We start from the raw sequence: 13,977 nt of genomic DNA on the forward strand, positions 1-13,977 counted from the left end.
CCGCCTCCCGCTGCCGCGCCGGTCCCTGATTACGCTCTGCGCCTGTTCAGTGGGCCGCGGGCGCCGAGGACGCGGGTACCGGAGCCGCGGGTACCGGAGGGGGGCGGGGATCGGTGGTCGTCCTACCGCGGCGCGGGCCACTGCGGGCGAACCCGGCCGCCCGGCGACCCGCCGCCACGGGAGGCCCCCCGCGCCGCCGGCCGGGCCGGGCGCCCGTCGTCGCCCTCGTGGCCCCCGCCCTCGCGGCCCTGCTCCTCGCGGCCCACCACCTGCGCCCCGCCGCCCCCTACGGGGACCACCTCACCGCCTACGGCCGCCACGCGCACGGCGCCACGGAGGTCCGGGCCCGCGGCGCCGCCGTGGAGGCGTACGACCCGGCGAGCGGCGAGCGGCGCTGGCGCTACGCGCGCGAGGGCCGCCGTCCGCTCGGCGTGCTCCCCGCGCGCGGGCACACGGTCGCCGTCTGGGACGACGGACTCGTCACCGACACCGACGGCCGCTCCGTGCGCTGGCACCGCGCCCTGCCCGCGGCGACCGGCTGGCTCACCGCACACGGCGCGGCGGGCGTCCTTCGCCCGCTGTCCCACGGCATGCTCGCCGTGGTCACCCCGGACCGCATCACCGCGTACCGCACCGCCGACGGGGACCTGCGCTGGATCCTGCCCGCGCGCGAGGGCTGCGCGTTCCGGCCCGACCGGGCCGCGCAGTACGGTACGAACCTGCTCGTCGCCCAGCCCTGCGCACGGGGCGCCTGGACCGGCCAACTGGTCGCCGTCGACGACCTCGGTCCCGTCGCACCGCACCGCGCCCCCCTCGGCAACAAGGTGCCGGGCAACGACCGGGAACACCCGCACCCCGTCCGCTCGGACTCCGGACGTCCGCACCCCGGCGTCTCGCACCTGGACCGTCCGGCCCCGGAACGCCCTGCCCCCGAACGCCCTGCCCCGGAAGCCCCTGACCGGGAACAACCGGACCCAGGCCGCCCGGACCCCGATAAAACGCTTGCACCACACCGTTAGACTGCTCCCCATGGCCATTCTCCTCGCGCATTAGACGGCGGGAACGTCCTCAGCCGCCCATCCCGCCAACGACTCGCCCTGGAGTCTGTCCGTGATCTCCGCCTCAGGCATCGAGCTGCGCGCCGGTGCCCGCATCCTCATCGAGAACGCCACTTTCCGCGTCGCCAAGGGCGACCGCATCGGTCTCGTCGGCCGCAACGGCGCCGGGAAGACCACCCTCACCAAGGTCCTGGCCGGCGACGGGATCCCCGCCGCCGGGACCGTGACCCGCTCCGGCGAGGTCGGCTACCTGCCGCAGGACCCGCGCACCGGCGATCTCGACGTCCTCGCCCGCGACCGCGTCCTGTCCGCCCGCGGCCTCGACGTGCTGCTGCGCAAGATGCGCGAGAACGAGCAGCGCATCGCCACCGGCAAGGGCTCCACCCGCGACAAGGCGATGAAGCAGTACGAGCGCCAGGAGACCGAGTTCCTCACCAAGGGCGGGTACGCGGCCGAGGCCGAGGCCGCCACCATCGCCGCCGCGCTCAACCTTCCCGACCGGGTGCTCGGCCAGCCGCTGCACACCCTCTCCGGAGGCCAGCGCCGCCGTATCGAGCTGGCCCGGATCCTGTTCTCCGACGCGGACACCCTGTTGCTCGACGAGCCGACGAACCACCTGGACGCCGACTCGATCGCCTGGCTGCGCGACTACCTGAAGACGTACCGCGGCGGCTTCATCGTCATCTCGCACGACGTCGACCTGGTCGACACGGTCGTGAACAAGGTGTTCTACCTGGACGCCAATCGTTCGGCGATCGACATCTACAACATGGGCTGGAGGCTCTACCAGCAGCAGCGCGAGGCGGACGAGAAGCGCCGCAGGCGCGAGCGGCAGAACGCCGAGAAGAAGGCCGCCGCGCTCAACGCCCAGGCCGACAAGATGCGCGCCAAGGCCACCAAGACCGTCGCCGCGCAGAACATGGCCCGCCGTGCCGAGAAGCTGTTGTCGGGCCTCGAAGCGGTCCGCCAGTCCGACAAGGTCGCCAAGCTCCGCTTCCCGGAGCCCTCGCCCTGCGGCAAGACCCCGCTGATGGCCGAGGCCCTGTCGAAGTCGTACGGCTCGCTGGAGATCTTCACCGACGTCGACCTGGCCATCGACAAGGGCTCCCGGGTCGTCATCCTGGGCCTCAACGGCGCGGGCAAGACCACCCTGCTGCGCCTGCTCGCGGGCGTCGAGCAGCCGGACACCGGCATGGTCGTCCCGGGCCACGGCCTCAAGCTCGGCTACTACGCCCAGGAGCACGAGACCCTGGACGCCGACCGCACGGTCCTGGAGAACATGCGCTCGGCCGCACCCGACATGGACCTCGTCGAGGTCCGCAAGGTACTGGGCTCCTTCCTGTTCTCCGGCGACGACGTCGACAAGCCGGCCGGCGTCCTCTCCGGCGGCGAGAAGACCCGGCTCGCGCTGGCCACCCTGGTGGTCTCGTCGGCGAACGTCCTGCTGCTGGACGAGCCGACCAACAACCTCGACCCGGCCAGCCGCGAGGAGATCCTCGGCGCGCTGCGCACCTACACGGGCGCGGTCGTCCTGGTCACCCACGACGAGGGCGCCGTGGAGGCGCTCCAGCCGGAGCGGATCATCCTGCTGCCGGACGGCGTGGAGGACCTGTGGGGCGCGGATTACGCGGATCTTGTCACCCTGGCTTGATCAAAAGAATGATCCACTGCCCATGGATCATTCGGCCTATCGGTGATCCATCATCTGTGTGAGATCTCCTGGTATCGGGGTGTGTCATACATGCATGTCACGGCCGATCCCTTTGTCGACAAGGGGTCGGCCGTCGTGCGTCTCTGACCTGGCCTTTCATGGATGAACCCGTTCGGCGGAATGGGATGTGCCGTGCGGAATAACAGATTCCGCATGTGGGGATGTGCTCCTGTCGTCACAACCGTGTCTCACGGACCTTGCCGAATGGGTGGCCATCGGGCCCGGGAGGGGTGATCATGAGGGGACCAGAGCGCACTTCCCATGAGGAGGCACGGGTGGCCGAGACTCTGAAGAAGGGCAGCCGGGTGACCGGCGCCGCGCGCGACAAGCTCGCGGCAGACCTGAAGAAGAAGTACGACTCCGGTGCGAGCATCCGGGCGCTGGCCGAGGAGACCGGCCGCTCGTATGGCTTCGTACACCGGATGCTCAGCGAGTCGGGCGTCACGCTCCGTGGGCGTGGCGGTGCGACCCGGGGCAAGAAGGCCGCATCGTCCTGATTCGGGCGGCCCATCGGCTTCGATGGTGGCCACCCGGCCGGTCCTCCCCTCAGCGCCCTCATGGGCCCTGGGGGTGACCCCAGATCGACCGGGTGGTTACTGTGCAGTCACTTAGCATGCCGTACGGCACTGCGTGTCGACTGCACCCATCGGAGGCGCCCCATGGCTTCGCCCCAGCAGGACCTCGCCGCTCCCGCACTTGACAAGGACGGCGTGCGGCTCACCGTGGACGACGCGCTCGCCACGGTGACGCTGACCAACCCGGCCAAGCGCAACGCGCAGAGCCCCGCACTGTGGCGGGCGCTGGCGGAGGCCGGGCGGTTGGTGCCGGGCTCCGTGCGGGTTGTCGTGCTGCGTGGCGAGGGCAAGTCCTTCTCCGCCGGGCTGGACCGCCGGATGTTCACCCCGGAGGGCATCCCGGGCGAGCCGACCTTCACCGACCTGGCACGCCGTGAGGACGCCGAGCTGGACGCGGTCATCGCCGCGTTCCAGGAGGCGTTCGCCTGGTGGCGGCGGAATGACCTGGTGACCGTCGCCGCCGTACAAGGGCATGCCATCGGTGCCGGCTTCCAGCTCGCCCTCGCCTGTGACCTGCGCGTCGTCGCCGACGACGTGCAGTTCGCGATGCGCGAGACCGGTCTGGGGCTCGTCCCCGACCTGACGGGCACCCACCCGCTGGTGGAACTCGTCGGATACGCCCGCGCACTGGAGATCTGCCTGACCGGGCGGTTCGTCGGCGCCGAGGAGGCGGTGGGTTCGGGGCTCGCGAACCTCGCGGTGCCCGTCGGCGAACTCGACGGCACGGTGCACGACCTGGCCGCGGCGATCCTGGCCGCGCCGCGGGACGCCGTCGTGGAGACCAAGGCCCTGCTGCGCGGGGCGAGCGGACGGACGTACGAGGAACAGCTCGCTGCGGAACGGGCCGCCCAGGCGCGGCGGCTGCGGGATCTGGCCGGCATCGGCGACTGAGCCGCATCCGGAGCCGACCGGGCCGTGCGGCGAACGGCCCGGCACGACGGACCGAGCCGGCCAACGACGTGACCGTGCCGGTCGGGCCGAGGACGGGACCGACCGGGTGGGCCGAGGACGGGACCGAACCAGGCCGAGCCGACGGAGCGACCGAGGCGGCCGAACCGACGGAGGGACCGGGGCACGCGTCGGACGGGCCCGTCCGGACGGACTCAGCCCACCGCCGTGACCAGCACCGCCACCGTCGGCTGCCCTGCCAGCTCCGCGGCCACCGCCGTCCGCACCCCACGGGCCACGTCCAGCGGCCGGTGCCCCTCGGCCACCGCCAGCTCCACCCGGACATGGCGGTGCGGCAACGCGGCTGCCGCGTCCCGGTGTTCGACGCGCACGGCCCGGCCCAGACCGCCCAGGCTGCCGGTCAGCCGGGCCACGCCCGGAACGGACAGCGCCGCCGTCGCCGCACGGGTCTCATCGGGCGTCGTGCTCTCCCGCGCCCGACCCGGCTGCGGCGGACGCACCCGCGGAGCGCCCGCCGGCCCGTCCAGCAGCGCGGTCACCCGCAGGTCCACCGCGGCCACCGGCAGCCCGAGCCGCCGGTCCGCGGCCGACGCCAGAGCCTGCCGGAGCCGGTCCGCCGTCGCGGGCAACGGCCCGGCGGCCACGGCCGCGAAGTCCGCCACCACCCGCAGTGGTCCCGCGGGCAGCGCGCCCGGCGGCGCCGGTACGGCGGACTCGCCCACCCCGTCCGGTTCGGCGAGCGTGATCCGCAGCGCGCCCAGCAGCACACCCGGCACCTCCGTGGCCGCGTGCCGCAGCACCGCCTCCGCCGCCGCCTCCGTGATCCACCCGCCGTCCCGCGGTCCGCCGAGCGCGAGCAGCCTGCCCGCCCCCACGTGTTGTCGTACCGCCCCGGTCCATCGGTCCGCCGTCATTCCTCCAGCCTGCCGCATTCCCGGCGCACGATCGTGCCCCCGCACATACGGTGGTCGCAGGACGACGGATCGGGAAGGGGCGTACGGGCGATGACCGACGCGACGGAGCAGAACCGGACGACGGACCCCGACGGCGGGAACGAGGGACCGGCGCAGGCCCGCAAGGCCACCAAACGCGGCGGCGGCGACCCGGCGACCCGGGGCCGGACCACCATCGCCGACGGGGTGGTCGAGAAGATCGCCGGGCTCGCCGCGCGGGACGTGCTGGGCGTGCACGCGATGGGGAGCGGGCTGAGCCGCACCTTCGGGGCTGTGCGCGACCGGGTGCCGGGCGGTTCGAAGTCGGCGACCCGAGGGGTGAAGGCCGAGGTCGGCGAGGTGCAGACCGCGCTCGACCTGGAGATCGTCGTGGACTACGGAGTGTCGATCGGCGACGTCGCGCGGGACGTCAGGGAGAACGTGATCGCCGCCGTGGAGCGGATGACCGGCCTTGAGGTCGTCGAGGTCAACATCGCCGTGAGTGACGTCAAGCTGCCGGAGGAAGAAGATGAGGAGCTGGAGCCGCGGATCCAGTGACGCCCCGACGGGCTTCCGGACAACGCGGTTGAGGAGCTGAGGAGGGCGGCATGAACATGGCCGTGGTCGGCATGATTGCCGGTATGGCACTGGGTTTCGCCGGGTATTTCGGCGGGTTCGGTGCGTTCCTGCTGGTGGCGGCCCTGGGGGCGATCGGATTCGTCGTCGGCCGGTTCCTGGAGGGCGACCTGGAACCGGGTGACTTCTTCCGGACCCGCGACGACAAGCGCGGCCGGCGCCGATGACGTCCCTCAGCGACGGGGCCGACGGGTCCCGGGCGACCGCCGCCGTCGTCGTGCCCGGCGAGCGCGGCGCCACCCGGATCGCCGACCGGGTGGTCGCGAAGATCGCCGCGCAGGCGGCACGGGAGGCGGTCGGCGTCCTGCCGCCGGAGGCCGCACCTCCCTACGCGACCGTCGTGGTGCGCCCCCCGGTCCCCGAGTCCGCCCGGACCCGGGGCACCGCCACCGCCTCGGCCCGGGTCCGTGTCCACCTGGAACTCGACTACCCGACGGACATCGGCGCCCGGTGCGCGGCCGTGCGTCGTCATGTGGCCGAGCGGGTAGGCGCGTTGGTGAGCATGGAGGTACCGGAGGTCGCGGTGGAGGTCGAGCGGCTGCATCCGACACCGACGCCCGGCGCGGACGGGAGGACGCGATGAGCGAGCCCCAGGGCACCGAGACCGGCACCCAGCCCCTGCCGGTCGTCGAGAGACCGGCCGGCCCCGCACTCGAACAGGCCGCTTCGGCCGCGGACTACGACCCGCCGCCCACCGCCCAGGGCCCGGACGGCCGGGGCGGCCGCTTCTGGTCGGTGCGCCGGGTGCCCGCCGCCGTCGTCGCGCTGCTGCTCCTGCTCGGCGCGGGCGTCTTCCTGTACGACGTCGCCGCCGTACGGGCCCACCGGCCCGCCCTGCACGTCCGCCGGGCGCTCGCCCACCAGCTCGCGCTCCGGCCGCTCGACGACATCTGGGTGCTGGCCGGGGCCGCCGTCGCCACGGTCCTCGGCCTGTGGCTGATCGCGCTCGCCGTCACACCGGGACTGCGCGACCTGCTGCCGATGCGCCGCACCCACGCCGACGTCCGGGCCGGCCTGCAACGCGCCGCCGCCGCCCAGGTGCTGCGCGACCGGGCCATGGAGGTCTCGGGCGTACGGTCGGTGCGGGTGCGGGTGCGGCGACGGAAGGCCGACGTGCGAGCGGTGTCGCACTTCCGTGAACTCGACGAGGTGCGCGCCGACCTGGACCTCACGCTCGCCGAGGCGGTCCGGGGGCTGGGGCTGGTCCGGCCGCCCGCGCTGTCGGTGCATGTGGCGCGGCCCGGACGGAAGGGGTGACGGCGGTGCTGCGGATCGTCAACCGGGTGCTGGTCGGGATCGTCGGGCTGCTCCTCGTCGCCCTCGGCGGTTCGGTGCTGGCCGCGGGTCTGGGCGTCCGGATGCCGTCCTGGTGGATCCACGGCGGACCGCACGACGTGTTGCTGAGCGACGCCGAACGGACCCGCCTGCGGGACACCGACTGGTGGTGGCCCGTGGTCATCGGAGTGCTCGCCCTGCTCGTCCTGCTGGCGCTGTGGTGGCTGGCCGCGCTGCTGCGCCGCCGCCGGCTGGCCGAAGTGCTCGTCGACACGGGTGACGGCGCGGGCGCGCTGCTGCGGGGCCGCGCCCTGGAGACCGCGTTCGTCGACGACGCGGCCCGGCTGCCCGGAGTGGCCCATGCCCAGGCGGTGCTGACCGGCCGCCGCAGCGCGCCCGAGGCCCGGGTCTGGCTGCAACTGGAACCGGACGTCGACCCCGGCGCCGCCCTGCACGGCCTCACCACCGAGTCCCTGGCCCGCGCCCGCGAATCCGCGGGCCTGGCGGCGCTGCCCGCGGAGGTACGCCTGCGGGCGGTCAAGCACCGCGCGGAGCGGGTGACGTGACGGCGTGAGGGCAGCCACGGCCCGGCCGGGTCGGCGGGTGCCGTGTGGGAGCGGGCCTGCCGACCCGGTGGCGGCCGTGCTGGAGCGGGCCCGCTGGTCTGGTGGTGGCCGTGTGGGAGCGGGCCGGTCGGCCTGGTGGCGGCCGTGTGGAATTGGGTCCCGCCGACCCGCTGGCGGCCGTGCGGAATCAGGCCCGCCGGACCGGACCGGCGGGTGCCGTGGTGGGATCCGGCTCGTCGCCCTGGAGCCGGTGTCCGTCAACCGGGGCCGGTGACGGCGCACGGGTTCCTCCCGCCGGGGCGGGAGGAACCGCGTGGCCGACCGGTCCGGGGCCGCCCCCGGTCCGGGGCTGCCCATGGCCGGCTTTCGGTCCGGTCAGAAGCCGTGCCGCATTCCGCCGTCGACGGGCACCATGATGCCGGTCAGATAGGAGGCGGCCGGGGACAGGAGGAACGCGGCCACGCGGCCGAACTCCTCCGGTGTGCCGTACCGGCGCAGCGCTATGCGTGACTCGTTGGCCGCGCGGGTGGCCGCGGGGTCCGCGGACAGCTCGTCCAGCTCGCGCGCCCGGTCCGTGTCGATGCGGGACGGCAGCAGACCCACCACCCGGACGCCCCGCGGCCCCAGCTCGTCCGCGATCGACTTGGCGAACCCGGCGAGACCGGGCCGCAGCCCGTTGGAGATCGTCAGCCCCGGGATCGGCTCGTACACCGAACCGGACAGCACGAACCCGATGACACCGCCCTCGGCCAACTCCGCCGCCGCCGCGCGGGCGATCCGCACCGCGCCGAGGAACACCGACTCGAACCCGGCCTGCCACTGGTCGTCCGTGGTGTCCGCGAGGAACCCCGCGGGCGGCCCGCCGACGCTGATGAGGACGCCGTCGAAGCCGCCGAACCGCTCACGGGCGACCGTGATCAGCCGCGCCGGAGCGTCCGGGTCGGCGTTGTCCACGGCCACCCCGACCGCGTCGGGGCCCAACTCGGCCGCCGCTTCGGCGGCCCGCCGCTCGTCCCGCCCGGTGACGACCACCTTCGCCCCGTCGGCGACCAACTCGCGCGCGGCGGCGTTGCCCAGCCCGCGGGTCGCCCCCGTGACGACGTACACCCGGTCCTTCAGTCCAAGATCCATGGCGCCTATCCTGCCAAGCCGCCCCCGAAGAGGGCGAGAGCGGAGTTCACCAGACCGATGTGACTGAACGCCTGCGGGAAGTTGCCCAGCAGCCGCCCGGCCGCCGGGTCGTACTCCTCGGACAGCAGGCCCACGTCGTTGGCGAGACCCACCAGCCGGCCGAACAGCTCCCGCGCCTCCTGCGTACGGCCCGTCAGGTGCAGCGCGTCCGTGAGCCAGAACGAGCAGGCGAGGAAGGCGCCCTCGCCGCCCGGCAGCCCGTCGAGCGTGCGGTCGGCGGCGTAGCGCCGTACGAAGCCGTCGTGCCCCAGCTCCGCGCGGACCGCGTCCACCGTGCCGACCACCCGGGGATCGTCCGGGGGCAGGAAGCCGACGCGGGGGATGAGCAGCAGGGCGGCGTCCAGCTCCTGCGAACCGTAGTACTGGGTGAACGTGTTCCGGTCCGGGTCGTAGCCCTTCTCGCACACCTCGCGGTGCACCTCGTCCCGCATCGTCCGCCAGCCCTCCAGGTTTCCGGGGAGTTCGGGGTACTCCTCCAGCGTGCGTACCGCGCGGTCGGCGGCCACCCACACCATCACCTTCGAGTGCACGAAGTGCCGGCGTCCGCCGCGCACCTCCCACAGTCCCTCGTCCGGCTGCCGCCACTGGGTCCGCAGCCATTCCAGCAGGATGTGCTGCATCGACCACATGTGCGGCTTCGGCGACAGGCCCGAACGCCGGGCCAGCCACAGGGAGTCCGTCACCTCGCCGTACACGTCGAGCTGCAACTGGTCGACGGCGTTGTTGCCGGTCCGTACCGGCGCCGACCCGGCGAAGCCCGCGAGCCACGGCAGTTCCAGCTCGGGCAGCCGCCGCTCACCGGCCACGCCGTACATGATCTGCAGGTCCGCCGGGTCGCCGGCGATCGCGCGCAGCAGCCAGTCGCGCCAGTCCTCGGCCTCCTTGTGGTAGCCCGCGGACAGCAGCGCGCCGAGGGTGAGGGTGGAGTCGCGCAGCCAGCAGTAGCGGTAGTCCCAGTTGCGCACGCCGCCCAGTTCCTCGGGCAGCGAGGTGGTGGCCGCGGCGACGATGCCGCCGGTCGGCCGGTAGGTGAGCGCCTTGAGGGTGATCAGGGAACGGACTACGGCGTCCCGGTACGGTCCGTCGTAGCGGCACCGGGAGGCCCACCGCCGCCAGTCCGCCACGCTGGAGCGGAGCGCCCGGTACGGGTCGACCAGCGCGGGCCGGGGTTCGTGCGAGGGGTGCCAGGTGAAGACGAAGGCGACCTTCTCGCCCGCCGCGACGGTGAACTCCGAGCGCGTGCTGAAGTCCTTGCCCCAGGTCCGCACCGGCGGCTCGCTGCGCAGCCACACCGCGTCCGGTCCGGCGACGGCGACCCGGTGGCCGTCCCAGCGGCGCATCCAGGGGACGATCGCCCCGTAGTCGAAGCGCAGGCGCAGCGTGCTGTGCACGGTGACGCGCCCGCTGACGCCCTCGACGATCCGGATCAGTTCGGGGCTCCGGTCGCGCTGCGGCATCAGGTCGGTGACCCGTACCGTTCCCTCGGGGGTGTCCCACTCGGTGTCGAGGACCAGCGTGTCGGAGCGGTAGCCGCGGCGGGTGCACACGTCCGCGCCCACCGGTGCGATCCTCCAGTGCCCGTTGTCCTCGTCGCCGAGGAGCTTGGCGAAGCAGGCGGCGGAGTCGAAACGGGGCAGGCACAACCAGTCGATGGAGCCGTCCCTGCCGACCAGGGCCGCCGTCTGCTCGTCGCTGATGAGGGCGTAGTCCTCGATGCGGGGGTGCACGGGATTCCGGGTTCCCGGTGCGTGTCCGCGACAATCCTGGGCGCGGCCGGGCGGGTGACGTGCCCGGCGGTCACCCGGCGGCGCGCCCGGCGGTCACACGGTGGCCGGTTCCGCCTGCGCGGTGGTCTCCGCGGTCGCCGCCCTGGCCGTCCGGTCCCGTGCCTCGCGGCGGGCCAGGACGACCCAGCCGACGGGGACCGCTGCGGCGAACAGCCACCACTGGATCATGTACGCGTAGTTCAGCGGGGCGTCTTCCGTGCCCGGGTCGGAGATCTGCTGCGGCGTGCTGCCCTTCGGCTGGGGACCCGTCTGCTCGATGTACCCGCCGAGCACCTGGGCGCCGAGCCGCCGTGCCTGCTGCTCACTGTTGATCAGCATGACCTGGCGGTCCGGCAGCCCCGCGACGTTCTTGATGCCGCTCGCCGCGGTCGTCTCGTCGACCTTCAGCCGTCCGGTGACGGTGGTGCGGCCGGCGGGCGGCGCGGGGATCTTCGGGAAGGCGGTCTGGGCCCCGTCCGCGGGGATCCAGCCGCGGTTGACCAGCAGCACCTTGCCGTCCGTCAGCACGAACGGGGTGAGGACGTGGTAGCCGACCTCGTCGTCGGAGTTGACGCGCCTGCGGACCACTTCCTCCTGGGCGGTGTCGAAGGTGCCGGTCGCGGTGACGGTCCGGTACCGCTCGGTGCTCGTCACCGTGTGCCCGGGCGAGGTCAGCTGTTCCACGGGCACCGGCTTGGCGGACAGGGCGTCGGTGACCAGCTGGTTCCGGGCGCTGCGTTCCTCGTACCGGTGCTTCTGCCAGAAGCCCAGTCTGATCATCACCGGGATCAGGAGCAGGGCGATCAGGGTGAGGATCACCCACTGGCGGGTCAACAGGAAGCGGTACACGAATCGACCGTACAACTCGGTCGTCGGGTGCATTCAGTCGGGTACCGGTTCACACCCGGTCCACGATGCCCTTCTTTCCCGCGGCGCGGGCGCAGTGGGCCCCGCAGTAGAACTGGCCGTCGACCTCGGCGCCCTGGCTGATGATCGGGACGTTGCAGTGCTCGCAGACCGGGGCCATGCGGTGGATCGCGCAGGAGAAGCAGTCGAAGACGTGGACCACACCCTGGGCGTGCACCTCGAATGTCATTCCGTACTCATTGCCGCAAACTTCGCATTTCGCCATAGAGCACAGGGTGAGCGGTCGTCGTCGCGCGCGCGAGGGATCACCGGGCGAGTCGCACGGCAATCACCCGTCCGTACGGCCGCCCGCGACGGGACCGGAGCACGGCGGAGGACGGCCTCCCTGGCGGGCCCCTGCCGTCGTCGGCCGTACGGAGGGACGAATGCCGGGGGACGTCCGCCGTGTACGTGCGGTCACCGGGTGCCGTGCGCCCGGGCGGGTACCGCCCCCGCTCCCCTGCACAGTCCTGCCGGGGCCGGCCGGCGGCTGTGGCGGGCCGTCCGCCGTGCGGTCACTTCGCCGGAGCCGCCGGCTCCACGTCTCTCAGCAGCTGGCCGAACGCCGCCTCGTCGATCACGGGCGTCCCGTACTGCCGTGCCTTGACCACCTTCGAGGTGCCCGAGCCGGGGTCGTTCGTGACCAGCAGGCTGGTGACCCGGGACAGGCTCGTCGCCACGTGCAGCCCGGCCTCGGTCGCCTGGTCCTCCAGCAGTTCGCGGTCGATCGACGTGTCCCCGGAGAACGCCACCCGCATCCCCTGCTTGAGCCGTTTGCCGACCTCGTACCGCCCCGGGTTGGGGTACGGGCACGTGGGCCGTTTGCGGGCGGGACGCCAACTGGTCGGGCGGTAGCCGCCGCCCGCCTGCCGGCCGATCCGCGGCGCGGGCGAGTCGTTCCACTCGGTCAGCGGCCGGCACTCCAGCAGCGGCAGCCGGACGTCGCCCGCCGCCGCGGCCCGCAGACTGGGCCGGAACGCCTCCGCCAGCACGCGCGCGTCGTCCAGCGCGTGGTGCGCCTGCCGCTGTACGACGCCGAAGTGCGCCGCCAGCGACTCCAGCTTGTGGTTGGGCAGCGGCAGGCCCAGCTCCTTGGACAGCGCGATGGTGCACAGCCGCTGACGCACCGGCGCCTCGCGCTTCGCGCGCGCGTACTCACGCGCGATCATCTGCCAGTCGAAGGCGGCGTTGTGCGCCACCAGCACCCGGTCCGCGAGCCGGGCGGCGAACTCCTCGGCGACGTCCGCGAAGCGCGGCGCCCCCGCCAGGACCTCGCTCGTCAGACCGTGGATCCACACCGGGCCCGGATCGCGCTCCGGATCGACCAGCGTGTACCAGTGGTCCTCGACCTCGCCGCGCGCGTCCAGCCGGTAGACGGCCGCGGAGATGATCCGGTCGTCCCGGGCCAGGCCGGTGGTCTCCACGTCAACGACCGCGTAACCCTTGGGATACGCGACCGGCCACCGGGTGGGGGAGGACACTGCGGTCGTACGGTCTTCGAGCATGGTCATTGAGGATACGGGCCGGGACCGACACTCCTGGCCGCCAGGCTCCCGGTACCGCCCTGCGCACCGGAAAACACGTCAGTTTTCCACCCGCGGCACACGGTTCGGGCAGGTGTGCGGCCGTCCGGCCGGCAAGGAGCCCTGCCGCCGGGGCCGTTGCCGGGCCGCGGCCGGGAGCGTCGGTGCGGGCACGCCCGTGCGCGGGGTGCGATCCTCCGTCCTGTGACGCAACCGAGGCGACCCACGCACGACGAGCCCCACGGCGGTGCGCTCGGCTCCCGGCTGAACTGGCTGCGGGCGGCCGTGCTCGGGGCCAACGACGGCATCGTGTCCACCGCCGGACTCGTCGTCGGGGTGGCCGGGGCGACGAGCGACCGCAACGCCCTGCTCACCGCCGGACTCGCCGGGCTGCTCGCCGGGTCGCTGTCGATGGCGGCGGGCGAATACGTGTCCGTGTCCACCCAGCGCGACTCCGAGATGGCCGCGCTGGCCGTGGAGAAGCGGGAGCTGAAGGAGCAGCCGCAGGCCGAACTGGACGAGCTGACCGGGCTGCTGGAGGAGCGGGGGCTGTCCCGGGAGGTGGCGCGGGAGGCGGCGGAGCAGTACACGGCCCGGGACGCGTTGCGGATCCACGCGCGCGTGGAGCTGGGGATCGACCCGGACCAGCTGACCAATCCCTGGCACGCGGCGTGGGCGAGCTTCCTCGCCTTCACCGTCGGCGCCCTGCTGCCGCTGCTCGCCATCGTGTTGCCGCCCGCCGACTGGCGGCTCCCGGTCACCGTGCTGTCCGTGCTGGCCGCACTGGTGCTGACCGGCTGGACCAGCGCCCGGCTGGGCGCGGCGGCCCCCGGCCGGGCGGTCCTGCGGAACGTGGCCGGCGGCGCCCTCGCCATGGGGGTCACCTACGCCGTCGGAACACTGCTCGGAGCGGTCGTGAGCTAGCCGCT

The 13,977-nt window shown here is 73.5% G+C and carries 16 protein-coding genes; 10 read left to right on the forward strand and 6 right to left on the reverse strand.

Going from position 1 to position 13,977, the window contains the following annotated elements; genetic code table 11:
* Positions 1 to 227 precede the first annotated feature (227 nt).
* The 4 genes from ACFY2B_RS29820 (at position 228) to ACFY2B_RS29835 (ending at position 4,235) form a co-directional block, all read left to right on the forward strand.
* Entirely contained in the window at positions 228 to 1,019 is a 792-nt protein-coding gene (locus ACFY2B_RS29820) for a PQQ-binding-like beta-propeller repeat protein (RefSeq protein ID WP_390766164.1), read from the forward strand.
* Between the two features lie 91 nt (positions 1,020 to 1,110).
* On the forward strand, positions 1,111 to 2,709 hold the full coding sequence (locus ACFY2B_RS29825; RefSeq protein WP_390766165.1) for an ABC-F family ATP-binding cassette domain-containing protein: 1,599 nt from the start codon (positions 1,111 to 1,113) through the stop codon (positions 2,707 to 2,709).
* Positions 2,710 to 3,044: 335 nt separating this feature from the next.
* Positions 3,045 to 3,266, forward strand: a complete 222-nt coding sequence (locus ACFY2B_RS29830; RefSeq protein WP_004002281.1) for a helix-turn-helix domain-containing protein — start codon at positions 3,045 to 3,047, stop codon at positions 3,264 to 3,266.
* A 162-nt stretch (positions 3,267 to 3,428) separates the two neighbouring features.
* Positions 3,429 to 4,235: an enoyl-CoA hydratase/isomerase family protein gene (locus tag ACFY2B_RS29835; protein WP_390766166.1), complete on the forward strand. Its 807-nt coding sequence runs from the start codon at positions 3,429 to 3,431 to the stop codon at positions 4,233 to 4,235.
* 212 nt (positions 4,236 to 4,447) lie between these two features.
* Here the strand turns inward: ACFY2B_RS29835 and ACFY2B_RS29840 are convergent, their stop codons facing one another.
* On the reverse strand, positions 4,448 to 5,167 hold the full coding sequence (locus ACFY2B_RS29840) for a nucleopolyhedrovirus P10 family protein (protein WP_390766167.1): 720 nt from the start codon (positions 5,165 to 5,167) through the stop codon (positions 4,448 to 4,450).
* A 90-nt stretch (positions 5,168 to 5,257) separates the two neighbouring features.
* Between ACFY2B_RS29840 and ACFY2B_RS29845 the strand changes: the two genes are divergently transcribed.
* From ACFY2B_RS29845 to amaP, 5 genes are read left to right on the forward strand one after another with little or no spacing between them, the layout of a single operon-like run.
* Entirely contained in the window at positions 5,258 to 5,743 is a 486-nt protein-coding gene (locus tag ACFY2B_RS29845) for an Asp23/Gls24 family envelope stress response protein (RefSeq protein ID WP_390766168.1), read from the forward strand.
* A 50-nt stretch (positions 5,744 to 5,793) separates the two neighbouring features.
* Complete coding sequence (locus ACFY2B_RS29850) at positions 5,794 to 5,988, forward strand: hypothetical protein (protein WP_389022875.1); 195 nt, start codon at positions 5,794 to 5,796, stop codon at positions 5,986 to 5,988.
* Positions 5,985 to 6,404 carry an Asp23/Gls24 family envelope stress response protein gene (locus tag ACFY2B_RS29855; protein WP_390766169.1) on the forward strand — a complete coding sequence of 140 codons (420 nt, stop codon included), beginning with the start codon at positions 5,985 to 5,987 and terminating at the stop codon, positions 6,402 to 6,404. Before ACFY2B_RS29850 ends, ACFY2B_RS29855 begins: the two co-directional genes overlap by 4 nt.
* Entirely contained in the window at positions 6,401 to 7,078 is a 678-nt protein-coding gene (locus tag ACFY2B_RS29860) for a DUF6286 domain-containing protein (protein ID WP_390766170.1), read from the forward strand. Before ACFY2B_RS29855 ends, ACFY2B_RS29860 begins: the two co-directional genes overlap by 4 nt.
* The gene (gene amaP, locus ACFY2B_RS29865; RefSeq protein WP_390766171.1) at positions 7,075 to 7,662 is read left to right on the forward strand and encodes an alkaline shock response membrane anchor protein AmaP; all 588 of its coding nucleotides are present in this window, start codon (positions 7,075 to 7,077) and stop codon (positions 7,660 to 7,662) included. Before ACFY2B_RS29860 ends, amaP begins: the two co-directional genes overlap by 4 nt.
* 375 nt (positions 7,663 to 8,037) lie before the next feature.
* Here the strand turns inward: amaP and ACFY2B_RS29870 are convergent, their stop codons facing one another.
* The 5 genes from ACFY2B_RS29870 to ACFY2B_RS29890 form a co-directional block, all read right to left on the reverse strand.
* Positions 8,038 to 8,793, reverse strand: coding sequence for an SDR family oxidoreductase (locus tag ACFY2B_RS29870; RefSeq protein WP_390766172.1), 756 nt, complete (start codon positions 8,791 to 8,793; stop codon positions 8,038 to 8,040).
* Positions 8,794 to 8,798: 5 nt separating this feature from the next.
* Positions 8,799 to 10,580 (reverse strand): glycoside hydrolase family 15 protein, encoded by a 1,782-nt coding sequence (locus ACFY2B_RS29875; RefSeq protein WP_390766173.1) that lies wholly within the window; start codon positions 10,578 to 10,580, stop codon positions 8,799 to 8,801.
* A gap of 93 nt (positions 10,581 to 10,673) precedes the next feature.
* Entirely contained in the window at positions 10,674 to 11,468 is a 795-nt protein-coding gene (locus ACFY2B_RS29880; protein WP_390766174.1) for an SURF1 family protein, read from the reverse strand.
* 49 nt (positions 11,469 to 11,517) lie between these two features.
* Positions 11,518 to 11,751: a hypothetical protein gene (locus ACFY2B_RS29885; protein WP_390766175.1), complete on the reverse strand. Its 234-nt coding sequence runs from the start codon at positions 11,749 to 11,751 to the stop codon at positions 11,518 to 11,520.
* A 289-nt stretch (positions 11,752 to 12,040) separates the two neighbouring features.
* Positions 12,041 to 13,030, reverse strand: coding sequence for a DEDDh family exonuclease (locus ACFY2B_RS29890; protein ID WP_390766176.1), 990 nt, complete (start codon positions 13,028 to 13,030; stop codon positions 12,041 to 12,043).
* 222 nt (positions 13,031 to 13,252) lie between these two features.
* Between ACFY2B_RS29890 and ACFY2B_RS29895 the strand changes: the two genes are divergently transcribed.
* Complete coding sequence (locus tag ACFY2B_RS29895) at positions 13,253 to 13,972, forward strand: VIT family protein (protein ID WP_390766177.1); 720 nt, start codon at positions 13,253 to 13,255, stop codon at positions 13,970 to 13,972.
* Positions 13,973 to 13,977: the final 5 nt, after the last annotated feature.

The organism is Streptomyces sp. NPDC001270, from assembly GCF_042896695.1.
In the GTDB taxonomy this organism is placed as follows: Bacteria; Actinomycetota; Actinomycetes; order Streptomycetales; family Streptomycetaceae; genus Streptomyces.